General features: G+C 68.9%; 15 protein-coding genes. 6 read left to right on the top strand and 9 right to left on the bottom strand.

Going from position 1 to position 17169, the window contains the following annotated elements:
* Positions 1 to 29: 29 nt before the first annotated feature.
* From yjfF to ACWD4J_RS13530, 9 genes are all read right to left on the bottom strand, one after another.
* Complete coding sequence (gene yjfF, locus ACWD4J_RS13570; protein WP_451395490.1) at positions 30 to 1055, bottom strand: galactofuranose ABC transporter, permease protein YjfF; 1026 nt, start codon at positions 1053 to 1055, stop codon at positions 30 to 32.
* Complete coding sequence (locus ACWD4J_RS13565) at positions 1052 to 2140, bottom strand: ABC transporter permease (RefSeq protein WP_451395489.1); 1089 nt, start codon at positions 2138 to 2140, stop codon at positions 1052 to 1054. Before ACWD4J_RS13565 ends, yjfF begins: the two co-directional genes overlap by 4 nt.
* Positions 2137 to 3675, bottom strand: a complete 1539-nt coding sequence (locus ACWD4J_RS13560) for a sugar ABC transporter ATP-binding protein (protein WP_451395488.1) — start codon at positions 3673 to 3675, stop codon at positions 2137 to 2139. The genes ACWD4J_RS13565 and ACWD4J_RS13560 overlap by 4 nt, the downstream gene beginning before the upstream one ends.
* Positions 3676 to 3885: 210 nt before the next feature.
* On the bottom strand, positions 3886 to 4899 hold the full coding sequence (locus ACWD4J_RS13555; protein WP_451395487.1) for an ABC transporter substrate-binding protein: 1014 nt from the start codon (positions 4897 to 4899) through the stop codon (positions 3886 to 3888).
* Between the two features lie 158 nt (positions 4900 to 5057).
* Positions 5058 to 6077: a LacI family DNA-binding transcriptional regulator gene (locus ACWD4J_RS13550; protein WP_451395486.1), complete on the bottom strand. Its 1020-nt coding sequence runs from the start codon at positions 6075 to 6077 to the stop codon at positions 5058 to 5060.
* Between the two features lie 681 nt (positions 6078 to 6758).
* Positions 6759 to 7802, bottom strand: a complete 1044-nt coding sequence (locus ACWD4J_RS13545) for a zinc-dependent alcohol dehydrogenase (RefSeq protein WP_451395485.1) — start codon at positions 7800 to 7802, stop codon at positions 6759 to 6761.
* A gap of 315 nt (positions 7803 to 8117) precedes the next feature.
* Positions 8118 to 9263 carry a galactonate dehydratase gene (dgoD, locus tag ACWD4J_RS13540; RefSeq protein ID WP_451395484.1) on the bottom strand — a complete coding sequence of 382 codons (1146 nt, stop codon included), beginning with the start codon at positions 9261 to 9263 and terminating at the stop codon, positions 8118 to 8120.
* Positions 9264 to 9451: 188 nt separating this feature from the next.
* Complete coding sequence (locus ACWD4J_RS13535) at positions 9452 to 10216, bottom strand: SDR family NAD(P)-dependent oxidoreductase (RefSeq protein WP_451395483.1); 765 nt, start codon at positions 10214 to 10216, stop codon at positions 9452 to 9454.
* Entirely contained in the window at positions 10213 to 11253 is a 1041-nt protein-coding gene (locus tag ACWD4J_RS13530; protein ID WP_451395482.1) for a LacI family DNA-binding transcriptional regulator, read from the bottom strand. Before ACWD4J_RS13530 ends, ACWD4J_RS13535 begins: the two co-directional genes overlap by 4 nt.
* A gap of 502 nt (positions 11254 to 11755) precedes the next feature.
* Between ACWD4J_RS13530 and ACWD4J_RS13525 the strand changes: the two genes are divergently transcribed.
* The 6 genes from ACWD4J_RS13525 to ACWD4J_RS13500 all read left to right on the top strand — a co-directional run bounded on the left by ACWD4J_RS13525 (position 11756) and on the right by ACWD4J_RS13500 (position 17138).
* Complete coding sequence (locus ACWD4J_RS13525; protein WP_451395481.1) at positions 11756 to 11944, top strand: hypothetical protein; 189 nt, start codon at positions 11756 to 11758, stop codon at positions 11942 to 11944.
* A gap of 148 nt (positions 11945 to 12092) precedes the next feature.
* Entirely contained in the window at positions 12093 to 13451 is a 1359-nt protein-coding gene (locus ACWD4J_RS13520) for an extracellular solute-binding protein (protein WP_451395480.1), read from the top strand.
* Positions 13448 to 14476, top strand: a complete 1029-nt coding sequence (locus ACWD4J_RS13515) for a carbohydrate ABC transporter permease (protein ID WP_451395479.1) — start codon at positions 13448 to 13450, stop codon at positions 14474 to 14476. Before ACWD4J_RS13520 ends, ACWD4J_RS13515 begins: the two co-directional genes overlap by 4 nt.
* Entirely contained in the window at positions 14476 to 15297 is an 822-nt protein-coding gene (locus ACWD4J_RS13510) for a carbohydrate ABC transporter permease (protein ID WP_451395531.1), read from the top strand. Before ACWD4J_RS13515 ends, ACWD4J_RS13510 begins: the two co-directional genes overlap by 1 nt.
* 213 nt (positions 15298 to 15510) lie before the next feature.
* Positions 15511 to 16182 carry a bifunctional 4-hydroxy-2-oxoglutarate aldolase/2-dehydro-3-deoxy-phosphogluconate aldolase gene (locus tag ACWD4J_RS13505; protein WP_451395478.1) on the top strand — a complete coding sequence of 224 codons (672 nt, stop codon included), beginning with the start codon at positions 15511 to 15513 and terminating at the stop codon, positions 16180 to 16182.
* Positions 16179 to 17138, top strand: coding sequence for a sugar kinase (locus tag ACWD4J_RS13500; RefSeq protein ID WP_451395477.1), 960 nt, complete (start codon positions 16179 to 16181; stop codon positions 17136 to 17138). The genes ACWD4J_RS13505 and ACWD4J_RS13500 overlap by 4 nt, the downstream gene beginning before the upstream one ends.
* The last annotated feature ends 31 nt before the right edge of the window (positions 17139 to 17169 follow it).

The raw sequence follows: 17169 nt of genomic DNA, 5'->3' as shown, positions 1-17169 counted from the left end.
GCCCGGTCCTGCGCGGACCGGGCCCCGGTTCACTGCACCTGCTTACGAGCCGTCATAGCGCGCTGGATCAGAATGAACGCGCACAGCAGCACACCCGTGGCGATCTTCGTCCACCAGGAGCTGAGCGTGCCCTCGAACTGGATGATGCTCTTGATCAGGCCGAGGACGAGCACACCGAACAGGGTGCCCAGCACATAGCCGGACCCGCCCGTGAGCAGCGTGCCGCCGATGACCACCGCGGCGATCGCGTCGAGCTCCATGCCGGTGGCGTGCAGCGGGTCACCGGACTGGATGTACAGGGTGAACAGCAGTCCCGCGAGCGCCGAGCAGAAACCGCTCACCGTGTACACGGCGATCTTCGTGCCGCCCTGCGGAAGACCCATCAGCAGGGCGGACTGCTCGTTGCCGCCGATCGCGTACACGCGACGTCCGAAGCGCGTGTAGTGCAGCACGTAGAACGCCACGGCGAGGACGACCAGCGCGACGATCGCGCCGATCGACAGGAACCCCGCACCCAGCGACACCTGCGCCTGGGCCATGCTGCTCACCGACGAGTCGCTGATGGAGATCGACTCCTTGCTGATGACCAGGCACAGGCCCCGGAAGAGGAAGAGGCCCGCGAGGGTCACGATGAACGGCTGGATCTCGAAGTTGTGGATCACATAGCCCATCAGGAAGCCGCCGAAGGCGCCCACGGCCAGTGCTATGGGGATCACCAGCACGATCGGCAGCCCCTGGCGCTCCACCAGCCATGCGGTGAGCATGGTCGTGAAGCCGATGACTGAGCCGACGGACAGGTCGATCCCGCCGGACAGGATGACGAAGGTGGCACCGACGGCGGCGACCAGCAGATAGCTGTTGTCGATGAACAGGTTCAGGAAGACCTGCGGTTCGGCGAACCCATAGTTCTGGTACCGGCTCAGCCCGGCGGCGTACATCACCAGGAACAGAGCGGCCGTCACCAGGACGGGCAGACGCCGGTCGCCGAGCAGCCGCGCGGTTTTGCTCGGCGGGCGCCTGTCCGCGGCCGTGGTGCTCTGGGTGGTCGCGCTCAAGACGACACCTCCATCTTGGGAGTGCTGTCGGTCGCCCCGGCGGTCTCTGCCGGGGCCACCGCCCGCTTACCGCCTGCCTTCGCGCCGAAGAGCTTGGCGCGGAACTTCGGGGACTGCAGCAGGCAGACGACGATGACGACGGCGGCCTTGAAGACCAGGTTGGTCTGGGTCGGTACGCCGATGGTGTAGATCGTGGTGGTCAGGGTCTGGATGACGAGGGCGCCGACCACCGTGCCGCCGATGGAGAACCGGCCGCCCAGGAGCGAGGTGCCGCCGATGACCACGGCGAGGATCGCGTCGAGCTCGATCCACAGACCGGCGTTGTTGCCGTCCGCGGCGGAGGTGTTGGAGCTGATCATCAGGCCCGCGATGCCCGCGCACAGCGCGCAGAACACATACACCATGATCTTGATACGCCGGGACCTGATGCCGACCAGACGGCTGGCCTCGGCGTTGCCACCGACCGACTCGACGAGCAGCCCGAGGGCCGTGCGGCGGGTCAGCACCACGGTGACGGCCACGACGACGGCCACCACGAAGATGGAGAAGGGCAGCGTCAGCCAGTAGCCTCCGCCGATCAGCTTGTACGGGTCGCTGTTGACGGTGATGATCTGCCCGCCGGTGATCAGCTGGGCCACACCGCGCCCGGCGACCATGATGATCAGCGTGGCGATGATCGGCTGGATGCCCATCCTGGCGACGAGGAAGCCGTTCCAGAGACCGCAGACGAGCGAGGCGAGCAGCGCGAGGCCCATCGCGAGCAGCACCCCGGAGACGGCGTTCTGGTCGGCCTGGTCGCTGATGTAGGAACAGGCCAGCGCCCCGGCGATCGCGACCACCGCGCCGACGGACAGGTCGATACCGCCGGTGGCGATCACCAGCGTCATGCCGACCGCCACCAGGATGAGGGGCGAGCCGAACAGCACGATCGAGACGAGGCTGCCGTAGAGGTGGCCGTCCGACATCCGGATCGAGAAGAAGTCAGGCGTAAAAGGGAGGTTGACGAGCAGCAACACCACCAGGACCGCGACCGGCCAGAACAGCTGGTGGTGCGTCAGCGCTCGCCATCGGGACGTAGTGGTCACTGGTGCTCTCCGCTCGCGATGGTCTCGAGGATCCGGCTGCTGGTGATCTCGGGCCCGTTGGTCAGCTGCGCCACCAGCCGGCGGTCGCGCAGCACTCCGATGGTGTGACTGAGCCGGAGTACCTCCTCCAGCTCGGCCGCGATGTACAGCACGGACATGCCGTCCTCCGAGAGCGACACCACGAGTTTCTGGATCTCCGCCTTCGCGCCGACATCGATGCCGCGCGTCGGCTCGTCCAGGATCAGCAGCTTCGGCTGGGTGATCAGCCAGCGGGCCAGCAGCACCTTCTGCTGGTTGCCGCCGCTGAGCTGGCCGACGCGGGCCTCCGGGTTGGCGGGGCGGATGTCCAGCGCCTTGATGTACTTGGAGACGAGTTCGTCGCGCTGGGAGGCCGGGATGGGCCGGGTCCAGCCGCGCGCCGCCTGCAGGGCGAGGATGATGTTCTCACGCACCGTCAGGTCGGGTACGAGGCCCTCGGTCTTGCGGTTCTCCGAGCAGAACGCGATGCCCGCGCCGATCGCGTCGTTCGGGGCGCTCATCGAGACCTGCTTCCCGCCCACGGTCACCTTGCCGCTGTCCGGCTGGTCGGCGCCGAAGAGCAGCCGGGCGAGTTCGGTACGGCCCGACCCCAGCAGACCGGCGAGCCCGATCACCTCGCCCTTCTTGATCTCCAGGTCGAAGGGGGCGATGCCGCCGGTCCTGCCGAGGCCGTCCGCCTGCAGCAGCGGCTCACCGACGTCGGAGTGCAGCTGGTGGTCGTGGAGCTCCTCCAGCTGGTCCAGGGCCTTGCCGATCATCAACTGGACCAGTCCGACCTGGTCGAGGTCGCGGACCATGTGTTCGCCGACCAGGGTGCCGTTGCGCAGTACGGTCATCCGGTCGCAGACCTCGTAGATCTGGTCGAGGAAGTGCGAGACGAACAGGATCGCGACGCCTTCCTCCTTCAACCTCCGCATCAGGCCGAAGAGTTCGAGGACCTCGTCGCGGTCGAGGCTGGACGTCGGCTCGTCCAGGATCAGCACCTTGGTGCCGGACCCCTCGCCGTCGCTGTCGCCGGAGCCCACCGACCGTACGATCGCGACCAGTTGCTGCACGGCGAGCGGGTACGAGGACAGGGGTGCCGTGACGTCGATGTCGAGGCCGAGCCGGTCGACCAGCTTCGCCGCCTCCCGGCGCAGCTGCTTCCACTGGATGCGGCCCGCACGGGTCGGTTCGCGGCCGATGAAGATGTTCTCCGCCACCGACAGGTTGGGGCAGAGGTTGACCTCCTGGTAGACCGTGCTGATACCGGCCTGCTGCGCCTGCAGCGGGCTGGCGAACCGCACGGACTGCCCGTCGAGGGTGATGGTGCCGCCGTCCAGGGAGTGGACCCCGGTCAGCACCTTGATGAGGGTGGACTTCCCGGCGCCGTTCTCACCGAGCAGGGCGTGGATCTCGCCGGGGAAGAGCCGGAAGTCGACACCGGACAGAGCCCGTACCCCCGGAAACTCTTTGACTATGCCCGTCATCTCCAGGACGGGCCGCGGCTCTGCCATGGCAGCGCTCCTCTTGGATTTCGTTCAGGTCCGCAGGGAACCGGTCCGCAGGGAGCCCCCTCGGCCGAAGGGTTCGGCTCGGGGGCTCCTGCCGGTGGGCCGGTCAGTACTGCGGTCCGGTCGGTACTTTGCGTTTGGTCGGTACGCGCGGTCCGGTCGGCACTGTGCGTTTGGTCGGTACGCGCCGTTGGGTCGGTACGCGCCGTTCGGTCAGTACTTGCGGCTCGGGAGCGCGGCCTTGGCCTGGTCCTGCATGAAGTCGCCCTCCTTGGTCTTGATCCACCGCTCGACCGATTCGCCGGCGTGGACCTTCTTCACGACCTCCATGAGCTGGGGGCCGAGCAGCGGGTTGCACTCGACGATGGCGTTGATCTTGCCCTCGGACATGGCGACGAAGCCGTCGTGGACGCCGTCGATCGAGACGATCAGGATGTCCTTGCCGGGCTTCTTGCCCGCCGCCTCGATGGACTGGATCGCGCCGATGGCCATGTCGTCGTTGTGCGCGAACAGCACGTTGATCTCCGGGTGGGACTGCAGGAAGGCCGCCATGACCTGCTTGCCGCCGGCTCGGGTGAAGTCGCCGGTCTGGCTGACGACGATCTTCCAGTCGTCCTTGTGGTCGGCGTCCATGACCTCCTTGAAGCCCTTGGCGCGCTCGATCGCCGGGGCGGCACCGGTGGTGCCCTCCAGCTGCGCGATCTTCACGGCGCCCTTGTGCCCGGCCTTCTCGAGGACCTTCTCCAGGATGTGGCCGGCGCGCCTGCCCTCCTCCGTGAAGTCGGAGCCGACCAGGGTCACGTACAGGGAGTCGTCGGAGGTGTCCACGGAGCGGTCGGTGAGGACGACCGGGATCTTCGCGGCCTTGGCCTCCTTGAGGACCGCGTCCCAGCCGGTGACGACGACCGGCGAGAAGGCGATGACGTCCACCTTCTGGGCGATGTAGCTGCGGATGGCGGAGATCTGGTTCTCCTGCTTCTGCTGCGCGTCGGAGAACTTCAGGGTGATGCCCGCGTCCTTCGCGGACTGCTTCACCGAGTCGGTGTTGGCGGTACGCCAGCCGCTCTCCGAACCGACCTGGGAGAAGCCCAGGGTGATCGCCTTGCCCCCGCCGCCGGAGGAGCCGGAGGACCCGGACGAGGAGTCGTCCTTCTTGGCGCAGGCGGCCAGACCGCCCGCGGCCGCCACGCCGACTGCCGCCGCGATGAAGTTGCGCCTGTTGAGCATGTGCTTCTCCTTTGAGGAGCCGGTCCGGGAAGGACCCGCTGGTGATTGTTGGGGAAAGGCTTGGCTTTGTTCAATTGGTCGGTCGGTGTTCGGCATACCGATCATGTGCGGTCGAAGGCGTACACATCGGTGGAGAGCGGGGTGATGGTGACGCCGTGTCAGGGCGGGAGCGGGGAGGTGCTGGTGCGGACGATGAGCTGGGGCTCGATGACGATCCGGGGTGTTGTGGAGGCTTCCCCGCCCTCGATCCGGTCCAGGAGCAGGGTGATGCTCCGCCGGCCGACCGCTGTGAAGTCCTGGCGGACGGTGGTGAGCGGTGGAGCGAAGAACTCCGCCTCCGGGATGTCGTCGAAGCCGACCACCGCCACGTCACGGGGAGTGTGCAGGCCCGCTTCGCGCAATGCGCGCAACACGCCCAGCGCCATCTGGTCGTTGGCGACGAACACCGCGGTCAGCTCGGGTCCCGCCCGTCCGACGAGCTCCTGGCCGGCCCGATAGCCGGACAGTGGACTCCAGTCGCCGCTGAGTGGTTCGGGCGGCTCGATTCCCGCCGCGTCGAGCGCCGCGCGCCAGCCGTCGGCACGGTCCTGTGCCTCCTGCCAGTCCTCCGGTCCGGCGATGTGCCAGACGCTGCGGTGGCCGGCGTCCAGCAGATGGCCGGTGGCCAGTCGTGCGCCCAAGTGCTGATCGACGGTGACGCCGGGGATTCCCGCCCAGCTCCCCACGGTCACCACCGGTAAGGGGGTGGTCAGTTCGGCGAGGGCGGCGGCCGCGGACTGCTGCGGGGCGACCGTGAGCAACCCGTCCACACCGCCCTCGATGAGGCGGTCCAGAGCCTCGGACAGGGTCTTCACCGTCAGCTTGCGCAGGCTGACCGTGGAGACGAGGTAGCCCTTGGCGCGTGCTGCCTCCTCGAGTGCGAAGAGTGTGCTGGCCGGGCCGTAGAGCGTGCTGTTGGAGGCGACGACCCCCAGGTTTCGCGTGCGCCGGGTGACCAGGGCCCGTGCGGAGGAGTTGCGGCGGTAGCCCAGTTCTCCGATGGCGTTCAGCACCTTGGTGCGTGTGTCGTCCCGCACGTTGGGGTGGTCTCCCAGTACCCGTGAGACGGTCTGGTGGGACACCCCCGCACGTCGGGCGACGTCCGCCATGGTGGGCGGCCGAAGCGATGGTTGTGCCATGGCCGCACCTCCTTGGGCGGTCGTGGGGCAGCTGAGCGGCGTCGGCGGACAGCTGCACTGAGGGCCTGAGCCCCCATCGGATGGTGACTGTCCGTCAAGTGGTCTTCTGGAAAGGTGCTGTGGGTTCTGCATCCGAGGCGTCGTCGGATACGGGGCTCCGAGTTCGCCGGCCAGGAAGGACCGGCATCGGGTCGGGAAGCTCAACAGTACTGGTCATCAAAGTGGCACAACTCCCTGTCGCGCCAACGCAGTTCCTCCTTGGGTGCCGGACCGGGCGGATGCAAGGGTCATTGTGAGCGCTAACAATCGGCGGCAGTCAAGAAGCGATGCATCAGTGCGACGTCACGTTTGAGTAACGCGGAGTTGGGGGTGTCGGGTGCGTCGGGGTCCCGTTGCGCGCCGAAGTCGGCACCCGAAAAACTGGGTGCCGACTGTGAGTTGACTTCTGTGTGGCGGGACCTCTACTTTCAGCGCCGATCGGTTCGGCAATCCGGTCGATGTGCGATATCTCGACCAATCGTGATGCGGGACCGGTATTCCCGCCTGGGGAAGGAGCCGCATGTCCCTCAACCCGTACGGCCCTCGCGGTGCGTCGGTGCACAGACGTGCCGATCCGCGCCGAGGGGCTGGCGACAGCCGACGGCGCCCTCCACCTGGAGGGCGCCGCCGCGATGGTCTGGCCTAGGGCTGTTCGTCGAAGGTGACGACGACCTTCTCCGCCGCCCCCGGTGTCAGCGTCAGCTCGAACGCCCTCTCGACGTCGGAGAACGGAACGCGGTGACTGATCAGTCGCGCGAAGAGCTCCTGGTGCTCCGCGATCTCCTCGGTCACCTCGAAGATCTCCGTGGGGTAACCCTGGGACGCGATGATGGTCATCTCGCTCCTGAGCATCGCGCCGAGATCGATGGGTTCCGGCTGCTTGTGGGCGGCCACGACGACCAGCTTGGCGCCCCACTTCGCCGACCGCAGCGCGGTGTTGGCGACGACGGCAACGCCTGCGGCGTCGATGTAGATGTCGGTGTCGGGGCGGGGCTGGCCGAGCGCGTTGGCGCCCTGGCCGTGCAGCTCCGTCAGGCGCGCCGTCACGTCCTCGCGTGAGGAGTCGATGACGGCGTCGGCCCCGACCGCCAGGGCCGTCTCCAGGCGCTCGGGAATGACGTCGGCCACGGTCACGTGCTCGACACCGCGAAGCTTCAGCCAGATCGTCGCCCCGAGCCCGATGGGCCCGGCCCCGAACACCACGACCTTGTCCGTCGCCCGCGCCTCGGAGCGATTGACACAGTGTCGCGCGACCGCCATGGGCTCATTGAGCGCGGCGACGTCGAAGGGCACCGCGTCGGGTATGACCGCGACACTCTTCCCGACGGCGGCGTCCTCGATGAGCAGGTACTCGCGCATGCCGCCCAGCGCACCGCCGCAGCCGATGATGCCCGAGGGGGCACCCTGCGGATTGACGACCACGCGGTCGCCCGCCTTCAGGCCGGTGACCTCGGCGCCGACCTCCACGATCTCGCCGGCCGGCTCGTGCCCCAGAGGCAGCGAGATCATCTCCCCACCGGGCCCGAACGGCACGCCTCCCATGTGCAGGAAGGCCACATCGGTGCCGCAGATGCCGCAGGCGCGGATCCGCAGCAGCGCGTCCTTGGGTCCGGGGACCGGGCGTTCGATGTCGATGATGTCGACCGAGCCCACCGCGCCGGTCTGTACGGACTTCATCGTTGCCATGGGATGACTCTCCTTCTCGCGGGCGGCACGGGGTCGCCACACCCGGTTTCGGGTACCGGCCCAGGCTCTCCGGGCGGGCCCCGGCCCGTCGTCATTCCTGTGCCGACAATCCCGGCTACTGAGAACGCAGTACACGCCGTCGTCTGCCATGGGCATGACATAATGCCGCTGAGTGGCGGACCCGCTGACCAGGGCCGACGAGTACGGCCCTGGTGCTGGAGCGAGACGGCAAGGAGCTCGGAGAGAGTTACACGGACAGGCGGCGTCGCCGCGAAGCCGGCTGCCGACGCCGGCCACAGGGGAGCCGGCGGGCTGCTACCAGGCGGCCAGTGAACCGTCCGCGTTTCGCCACACGGGGTTGCGCCAGCGGTGCCCGCGTTCGGCGGCCGCGCGTACGGCGTCCTCGTCGATCGTGATGCCGAGGCCGGGTGCGGTCAGGCGGTCGATGTAGCCGTCCCGGAACGTGAAGGGCTCGGCGTCGACGAGATAGTCGAGCAGTCCGCTGCTGTCGCCGTAGCCGATGCCCAGCGCCTGCTCCTGGATGAGGAAGTTGGGCACGGCGAAGTCGAGCTGCAGGCTGGCGGCCAGCGCGATCGGGCCGAGCGGGCAGTGCGGCGCCACCAGGACGTCGTACGTCTCCGCCATCGCCGCGATGCGCCGGGTCTCGGAGATGCCTCCGGCGTGGCTGATGTCCGGCTGGGCCACGGCGATGCCGTCCGCGAGCACGGAACGGTAGTCCCAGCGGGAGTAGAGCCGTTCGCCGGTGGCGATGGGGATGGACGTGGACCGTACGACGGCGCCGAGGTCCTGGGTGAACTCCGGCAGCACCGGTTCCTCCACGAACATCGGCAGCAGGGGCTCCAGGAGCGGTAGCACGCGACGGGACATCGCGCCGGTGAAGCGGCCATGGAAGTCCAGTGCCAGGTCGCGGTCCGGGCCGATGGCCTCGCGCACCGCGGTCACCCGCTCCACGATGGCGTGGATCGCGGCGGGCGTGTCGAGCGGTTCCAGCTGTCCGCACGGGTTCAGCTTGACGGCGGTCAGGCCCTTGGCGACCTGCTCGGCCGCCGAATCGGCCATCTCCTGCGGGGTCGCCCCGCCGATCCAGCCGTAGATGCGTACGCGGTCGCGCACATGGCCGCCGAGGAGCTGGTGCACGGGTACGCCGTGGGTCTTGCCGGCGATGTCCCACAGGGCCTGGTCGATGCCGGCCAGGGCGCTGCTGAGCACGGGGCCGCCCCGGTAGAAGCCGCTCTTGGCGAGCGCCTGCCAGTGCTCCTCGATACGGGCGGGGTCCTGCCCGACGAGGTAGTCGAACATCTCCTCGACGCAGCGGGCGACGGTGGCCGCCTTGCCCTCGACGATGGGTTCGCCCCAGCCGGAGATGCCCTCGTCGGTGTCGATGCGCAGGAAGACCCAGCGCGGTTCGACGAGGAAGAGTTCGTATCCAGTGATCTTCATGGTGCGGACCTCCGGGTCCTGATACACGACGTACACGGCTCGGGGCCGATGACTGCTGTTGTCGGATGGCTGAGCGCGCTCTGGGCGAGCGCGGACTTGTTCGGCCGGAGCGAGGCGGCTCGGGGTGCGCGGGTGTGCCGGAAGCTGTGCGGCGGAGCGCCGGAAGCCGTGCGGGGGAGTGCCTGCGGCTACTCGTGGGATGTGATGCTGCGGCCGCCGTCCACGAGAAGGTTCTGGCCGGTGATGAACGAGGCGTCGTCGGAGGCGAGGAAGGCCACGGCCGCCGCGACGTCCTCCGGCATCCCGAGCCTGCCGGCCGGCGTGCGCGCGCTGATCCGGGCCTTGGCCTCCGGTGTCGTTCTCGCCCAGAGGGCCGTGACCACGGCTCCCGGCAGGACGGCGTTGAACCTGACCTCACCGCCGTACTCGACGGCGAGCTGACGCACCAGGGCGTCGATCCCGCCCTTGGCCGCCGCGTACGCGGGATACCCCTTGTAGCCGATGGCGGCGTGCACGGACGATGTGATCACCACCGCGCCCCGGGCGGCTCTGAGCAGGGGCACCGTGGCCCGGACACCGAAGAAGACCGAGTCGAGGGAGAGCCGCAGCTGGTCGTGCCACGAGGCGTCGTCCAACTCGTGCGCCGCTCCCGGGAAGTTCCGGCCGGCGTTGAGATGCACGACGTCGAGACGCCCGGTCCAGGACTCGGCCTCCGCGACGGCCGCGGCCCAGTCCGCCGGCGAGGTGGCGTCGAGCTGCAGGTCGCGGGCCTGCCCTCCCTCGGCTCGGATCTCCTCGGCCACGCGCTGGGCACCCTTGCCGTCGATGTCGGTGACGAGGACGGAAGCGCCCTCCGCGGCAAGGCGGTGGGCGGTGGCCTCTCCGATCCCCGAGGCGGCGGCGGAGAGCAGGGCCGTGCGGCCACCGAAGCGCGCCAGTCCGGCGGCGGTCATGCTGTTCCCTCCGGTCTTGCCGTGGAGCCGCGCAGGACCAGATGCGGCTCGGTGGGTACGACGACGTCTCCCAGGGGCGCCCCCTGGATGGCGGCGACGAGGGCGTCGACGGCCGCGGTCCCCAGCTCGTACAGCGGCATCGCCACGGTCGTCAGCGCCGGGACGAGATGGCCGGCGATGGGCAGGTCGTCGTTGCCCACCACGGAGATGTCCTCGGGGATCCGCAGGCCCAGGTCGCGGATCGCCGACATCGCGCCGATCGCCTGGGCGAGCGAGCTGGTGTAGATGGCGGTGACCGGCGGGCGGGAACCGTCCGCGTCGGTGCGCAGCAGCTCCAGCGTCGCGGCCCCGCCGCCCTCCTCGGTGAAGTCCCCGGACGCGACCGGGGCGGCGGACAGCCCCAGTTTCTCGGCATGCTGCAGGAACGCCTGCTTCCGGTCGTCACTGGGGGTTATGCCGGACGGGCCCGCGATATGGCCGATCGCCTGGTGACCGAGGCTGTGGAGGTGGTCCAGGGCGGTGACGCTGGAACGGGCCACGTCCATGGTGACGTTCCGGCCGGATCCCTCGACCGACCGGTTCAGGAAGACGTGCGGGACGGGGCTGCGGCTCAGGGCGTCCAGCAGGGGGTGGCCCGGCCGGGCGGAGGCGATGAGCAGTCCGTCGACCCGGCCCTCCTGCACCAGGTCGTTGAAGGACTCGTCGGCTTCCTGCCCGTCGAAGTCCTCGGCCAGCAGGGAAAGATAGCCCAGTTCGCGGGCCCGCTGGTAGGCACCGCGGGCGATCGTGACATACGTGGGGTTCGCCAGGGCGGGGACCAGCAGCGCAAGGGCGTGCGTGCTTGCGCCCGCCAGTGCCCGTGCGCCGGAATGGGGGCGGTAGCCCAGCGATTCGGCGGCCTCGTGGACGCGCTGCCGGGTCTCCGGCCGGACGGACAGATCCTGCCGGCCGTTGAGCACCTTGGAGACCGTGGCCTTGGAGACCCCGGCCACCCGCGCGACGTCGACCAGCCTTGCCCTGACGGGCTGTTCCGGCATCTCGCACCTTCCCTGTCGAGTGGGATTTCGCGTGTCGAAACTTTCGAAGTCCGACTTGCCGCGTACAGAACCCTTGACACCTTCTGGCGCCGCAACCTAACTTCCACCGCAGCTTCAGTCAACCGGTTTCCCTGGATGGGCATCTGCGGATATATCTACGCAGAACCCCCGAGGCCGGTTGGTCTCCAACAGGCATGACGTGTCGGCGGAAGCCGACGATGGGTGAGGTGTGCAATGAAGCGCTCCCGGCTACTCCCGGCGGTCGACACCGCCGTCCCGCGATGGCCGTGCCGCTGTTCGCGGACTCGGATCCACCGCAGGTCCCGGCCGCCGCGGACAGGGCCGACCGGCGCCTGTGCGTTCACCTCGACATGACCTCGCTCGCTCCCCGGAGTCGGCCGTGACCCGAGCCGCTCCCTGACGTGATCCGACAGCCGGGCACGCCGACGAGACGGCGTGAACCGGGCGAGGGCGCCGTGACGACTACGGCGACAACAGCTTCATGAAGACGGTGTGGTGCGTGGCCACATACAACCCTGGCCACGACGTGCCGTTCACCGAGTACGTCAAGGGCAGCAACACCCCTTGCTCGTACCGGCAGTGCATCGCGATCCCCGGTCGCAGTGACCGGGCGCCCGCCGGCCGCGGCCTCGGACGACCGTGCCTGCGCACGCTCACGTATCCCCGGTGAGCTGCCCGGTCGCGGCGCCGAACGCGCTGGCAGCGTCCGCTCCCGACCGCAGACGCCTCATCCGTGCTAGACCTTCCCGACTTCTCGCGCCGCATGCCTCCCCTTTAGTCCCCAGCAGCAGTACATACCGCACGAAAGGCCGACAAACATGTCCACTTCTGGTACGTCCCTTGGGCGCCGCCAATTCCTCGCCGCCTCCGCCGGTGCGGCGCTCGCCGCGACGGCCCTGCCCGGCTGTGCCGCCTCCGTCGACGACGGCTCCGGCGGCGGGACGAAGAGCGGGAAGAGCGGCCAGACGACCCTCACCATCATGTCCAACGGCGAGATAGACAAGCCGACCATCAAGGCCGCCGAGCAGGCGCTGGGCGTGAAGGTCAGCCTCATCACCTTCGACGCCACCAAGCTCAACGCCATGCTGGCCAGCAAGAACCCGCCGGACCTGGTGCGCGGCAGTGGCGCCCTGGACACGCCGTACTTCGCCGCGCGCGGGGTGATGACCGACCTGGACCCGTACTTCGCCAAGAGCTCGGTGCTCAAGGCATCCGACCTCGACCCGGTCAACGACGTCTGGCGCTTCGACGGCAAGAAGCAGGGTGCGGGCCCCCGGTACGGCATGGCGAAGGACTACTCCCAGGACGCGACGTTCTGGTACCGCACCGACATGTTCGACGCCGCGAAGCTGGACTACCCCAGCGAGACCAAGCCGCTCTCCTACGACGAGTGGCTGGACCTCGGCAAGCAGCTGGTCAAGCGCAGGCTCGGCAAGGTCAAGGTGTACGGAATGAACGGCGCGGGTCTCGGCCCGTTCACGATGTTCATGAACATGACCGCCTCGGCCGGCGGCAAGCTGCTCGCCGACGACCTCGCCTCCGTCGACTTCTCCTCGCCCGAGGCGATCAAGGCGCTGAAGTGGTACCTGGAGTACGCGAAGGCCGACATCGGCCCGAGCGTCGCCAACCCGAACCCGGACGGCTGGGACGGACCCACCTACATGGCCAACCGGATGGCGATGGCCCAGGACGGCTACTGGTTCGGCGGGCAGATCGGCGGCGACCCCAAGATCGCCAAGGTGTCGCGGTTCGCGCCCGCGCCCCAGCTGGGCAGCAACCGCATCAGCCCGTGCTTCGGCGCCACCGGCTACTGGATCCCCAAGGAAGCCAAGAACAAGGACGCGGCCTGGAAGTTCTTCGAGTGGTACTTCGGCGGCAAGCCCGCCCAGGACCGGGCCAGCAGCGGCTGGGGCATTCCGACCCTGAAGTCGCTGCGCCCGAAGATGCCGCAGACGACGGCGTTCCAGAAGCAGTCCTACAAGGTGCAGGAGCAGGAGCTCCCGTACCTCTCGGTGATGACCTTCACCCCGTACGTGCAGGGGACCGCCCTGGACGCGGTGATCAACAAGGTGCTGCCGGGCGCCATCAAGTCCGGGACCTCCGCGGGGAAGGTCGCCGACCAGCTGAACTCGCAGATGAACGAGCAGATCTCCAAGGGCAAGGAGCTCGTCGGGTGAGTACTGGTCAGCTCACCGGACAGACCGCCGCGCCACGCGTGCCGTCCCCGTCCTCGGGGGCGGCCGCCCGGCCGGGGCGCAGGCCCCTCTCGCTCAGGCGGCGCAGGGCCGGTGCCTTCTATGTGTTCGTCGGCCCCTGGGTGCTGGGCTTTCTGGCACTGACGGGCTACCCGCTCGGGTACGCGCTGTGGCTGAGCTTCACCAACTCCGACGGGCTCTCCAGCCACTCCAAGTTCGTCGGCCTGGACAACTACCGTGAGGTCTTCTCCGACCCTGACACGATGGCCTCCCTGGGGCGTACCGCGCTGTTCACCGGGATCACGGTGCCGCTGTCGATCCTGGCGGGGCTGCTCCTCGCGGTGCTGGTCAACCAGCCGATACGGGCCCGTGGGTTGTTCCGCACCCTGCTCTATCTGCCCGCCGTGGTGCCGCCGGTCGGTGCGGCGCTCACCTTCAAGCTGATCTTCGACCGGGACTCCGGGTCCGCCAACGGCCTGCTGGACGTCTTCCACATCGACGGGGTCCCCTGGCTGGTGGATCCGTACGCCCGTTGGGTGCTGATCGTCCTGACGATGTGGGGCGTGGGCAACGTCATGATCGTCTCCCTCGCGGGCCTGCAGGACATCCCCAAGGAACTGCATGAGGCGGCCCGGGTGGACGGGGCGAGCCCCTGGCAGTCCTTCATCCGGATCACCCTGCCGCTGCTCTCCCCGGTGATCTTCTTCCAGGTCGTCACCGGAATCATCGGATCGCTGCAGAGCTTCGCGCCGCTGCTGATCGCACTCAACCCCACCCCGGCGGGCGTCACGTCCGTTCCACAGAGCAACTACTTCTACATGATCGACGTCTTCGCCCAGTTCTTCGCCAACGGACGCTACGGCTATGCCTCCGCCATGCTGTGGGTGCTCTTCCTGATCATCGTCGCCGTCACCTTCCTGCTCTTCAAGCTGAGCAAGGGTGCCGTCTTCTACTCCGTGGAACCGGAGCAGGCGAAGACCAAGGTCCGGACGATCGGAGGCGCGTGATGGTGTTCCCCCGGCGCAGCGGCGTCTACATGCTCCTGGTGGCACTCCTCGTGCTCTTCCTCAGCCCCTTCGGCTGGCTCGCGGTCACCGCGCTCAAGGGCCCGGCGGAGCTGCGTGTCCTGCCCATCCACTGGTGGCCGCACAACCCCAGCCTGGGCAACTTCGTCGATGCCCTGACCACGTTCGACTACCTCGGTTACGCCCGCAACTCCCTGACGATCGCGGCGATCTACGCGGTCCTGGTGACTCTCGCCTCGGCCTGGGCCGGGTTCGGCTTCGCCCGGCTGGACGCCCCGGGAAAGCGGTTGATCTTCGGCGTCCTGATGTCGACGATGATGCTGCCGACAGTCATCACCCTGATCCCGACGTATCTGATGTTCGCCAAGTTCCACCTGGTGAACACCTATATGCCGTGGGTGATCTGGGGGTTGTGCGGAGCTCCGTACCTGATCTTCCTGTTCCGGCAGTTCTTCAGCAACATGCCCAAGGAACTGGAGGAGGCGGCGATCGTCGACGGCTGCGGGACCATCCGCATCTTCTTCCGGATCTTCCTGCCGCAGTCCTGGCCGGTCATCGCCACCAGCCTGATCATGTCCTTCGCCTGGACGTGGGGCGACTACATCGGCCCTGCCCTGCTGCTGGACGATGCCCACACCACCCTCGCGGTCAAGCTCGCCACCGGCTACGTCAACTCACACGGTGAGCCGATGGGCAACCTCGTCGCCGCGGGCGCCGTGATGTACGTCGTACCCGTCCTCGCGCTCTTCCTGATCATGCAGCGCGGTTTCATCTCGGGCATCTCCACCTCGGGACTCAAGTAACGGACCGGTCCGGGCTCACGTGACCATCCGCATGGAAGACTCACGTGACCCGCCGGTCCGGACTCCCGTGACCGCCCCTTACCTCGAACACACAGTGCAGAACCCTGACGAGGAGTCACACGTGCTACCGCTCAACCGCCCGATGCCCACCGGCGAGCCGGGGTGGCCCGGTCGTCGCCCGGTCGCCGGCGATTCCGCCGCGGCGGTGGCGCCATGACGCAGCGTCCCGGCATCACGCCGCAGCTGAGCCGGACCCGGGTCATGGCCATCCTCCGGTCGGCGGACGCGTCGGGGCTGCCCGTCGCCGCCCGGGCGCTGGTGGCCGGTGGCGTCACGTGCCTGGAGGTCACCCTGACCACCGCCGGCGCTCTCGACGCCCTGGCCCGCATCCGGGACGAACTGGGACCCGAGGTGGCGGTCGGCGCCGGCACCGTGCTCACCACCGCGCAGGCGAAGGACGCGCTGGCGGCCGGCGCCGAGTTCCTGGTCGCCCCGAACGTGGACACCGCGGTCATCCGCGGTGCAGCGGAAGGCGGCACTCCCTTCTATCCGGGCGCGTGGACACCGACCGAGGTGTTCACGGCCTGGCAGGCCGGTGCCGCCGCGGTCAAACTGTTCCCCGCCTCCACCGGCGGCCCCGGGCACCTGCGGCAGTTGCGGGCCCCCTTGCCGGAGGTCCCGCTGATCGCCGTCGGGGGAGTGGACATCGCCCAGGCACGGGACTACACCGACGCCGGAGCGTACGCCGTGGGCGTCGGCTCCCCGCTGCTGTGCGGCGCGGACCAGAACCCGACCCCTGAGTCCCTGGACTCCCTCACCGGAAGGGCGCGCACCTTGCTGGAAGCAGTCAGGGCCACCCCGCGGGCAGAGGAGGCCCGCTCGTGAACAGCCAGTCCGAGGAGCCCTACCTCGTCACCGTCGGCGAGGTCCTCGGGGTCCTGTCCGCGTCGGAACCGGGCCCACTCGCCCTGGGCACCGGCCTGCGCCTCGGCATCGCCGGAGCGGAGTCGAACGTCGCCGTCGGCGTCAGCAGGCTCGGCGGATCCGCCACCTGGATCGGCCGCGTCAGCGACGACCAGCTCGGCGAGCTCATCGTCCGGGAACTGCGGGCGGAAGGCGTCACCACCCTCGCGACACGCGACCCCGCCCCCACCTCGCTGCTGCTGAAGGAACGGCGCACCTCCACGCACAGTCGTGCCCGCTACTACCGCACCCACACAGCCGGTTCCCGGCTGACCGCGGACGACATCCCCGAGCACATCGTCGCCGGCGCGGCCGTCCTGCACATCACCGGGATCACGCCCGCCCTCGGCCCCGGCCCGGCGAGAGCCGTCCGCAGGGCGGTGGACATCGCCGTCGGTGCCGGAGTGCCGGTCTCCCTGGACATCAACTTCCGCTCCCTGCTGTGGAACGAGGCGGAGGCCCGCACCACCCTCCTGCCACTGCTGCGCATGAGCGATCTGGTGTTCGCGGGACCGTACGAGGCCCGGCTGGCGGTCCCCGATGCCGACGACCCCGAAGCGCTCGCCAAGGGAATCTGCGACCTCGGGCCCGCCGGGGCCGTGATCAAACTGGGCGTCGAGGGAGCGTACGCCCTCCTCGACGGCAGGCAGTACCTCCAGCCTGCCGTGCCCGTCCGCGTACACGACTCGGTGGGCGCGGGAGACGCGTTCGCCGCGGGCTACCTGGCTGAACTGCTCGCCGGGGAGCCGCCGGAGCGGCGGCTGCGGACGGCTGCCCTCCTCGGCGCCTTCGCGGTCAGCACCACCGGCGACTGGGAAGGCCTGCCGAACCGTTCCGAGCTGGCTCTGCTCGACCACCACGACGACGTCGTCCGCTGAACGCCACCACATCCGCCGCCTCACCCACCGT

It is taken from the genome of Streptomyces sp. NPDC002577 (genome assembly GCF_053594815.1).
Note: the sequence above shows the minus strand (reverse complement) of the source record. Positions and strands in the feature narration are given on the sequence as shown.

Excerpts from the sequence above, each read along its gene's own strand:
- ACWD4J_RS13560 (WP_451395488.1), bottom strand. The coding sequence starts at position 3,675 with ATGGCAGAGCCGCGGCCCGTCCTGGAGATGACGGGCATAGTCAAAGAG.
- ACWD4J_RS13555 (WP_451395487.1), bottom strand. The coding sequence starts at position 4,899 with ATGCTCAACAGGCGCAACTTCATCGCGGCGGCAGTCGGCGTGGCGGCC.
- ACWD4J_RS13550 (WP_451395486.1), bottom strand. The coding sequence starts at position 6,077 with ATGGCACAACCATCGCTTCGGCCGCCCACCATGGCGGACGTCGCCCGA.
- ACWD4J_RS13545 (WP_451395485.1), bottom strand. The coding sequence starts at position 7,802 with ATGGCAACGATGAAGTCCGTACAGACCGGCGCGGTGGGCTCGGTCGAC.
- dgoD (WP_451395484.1), bottom strand. The coding sequence starts at position 9,263 with ATGAAGATCACTGGATACGAACTCTTCCTCGTCGAACCGCGCTGGGTC.
- ACWD4J_RS13535 (WP_451395483.1), bottom strand. The coding sequence starts at position 10,216 with ATGACCGCCGCCGGACTGGCGCGCTTCGGTGGCCGCACGGCCCTGCTC.
- ACWD4J_RS13530 (WP_451395482.1), bottom strand. The coding sequence starts at position 11,253 with ATGCCGGAACAGCCCGTCAGGGCAAGGCTGGTCGACGTCGCGCGGGTG.
- ACWD4J_RS13525 (WP_451395481.1), top strand. The coding sequence starts at position 11,756 with ATGAAGACGGTGTGGTGCGTGGCCACATACAACCCTGGCCACGACGTG.
- ACWD4J_RS13520 (WP_451395480.1), top strand. The coding sequence starts at position 12,093 with ATGTCCACTTCTGGTACGTCCCTTGGGCGCCGCCAATTCCTCGCCGCC.
- ACWD4J_RS13510 (WP_451395531.1), top strand. The coding sequence starts at position 14,476 with ATGGTGTTCCCCCGGCGCAGCGGCGTCTACATGCTCCTGGTGGCACTC.
- ACWD4J_RS13505 (WP_451395478.1), top strand. The coding sequence starts at position 15,511 with ATGACGCAGCGTCCCGGCATCACGCCGCAGCTGAGCCGGACCCGGGTC.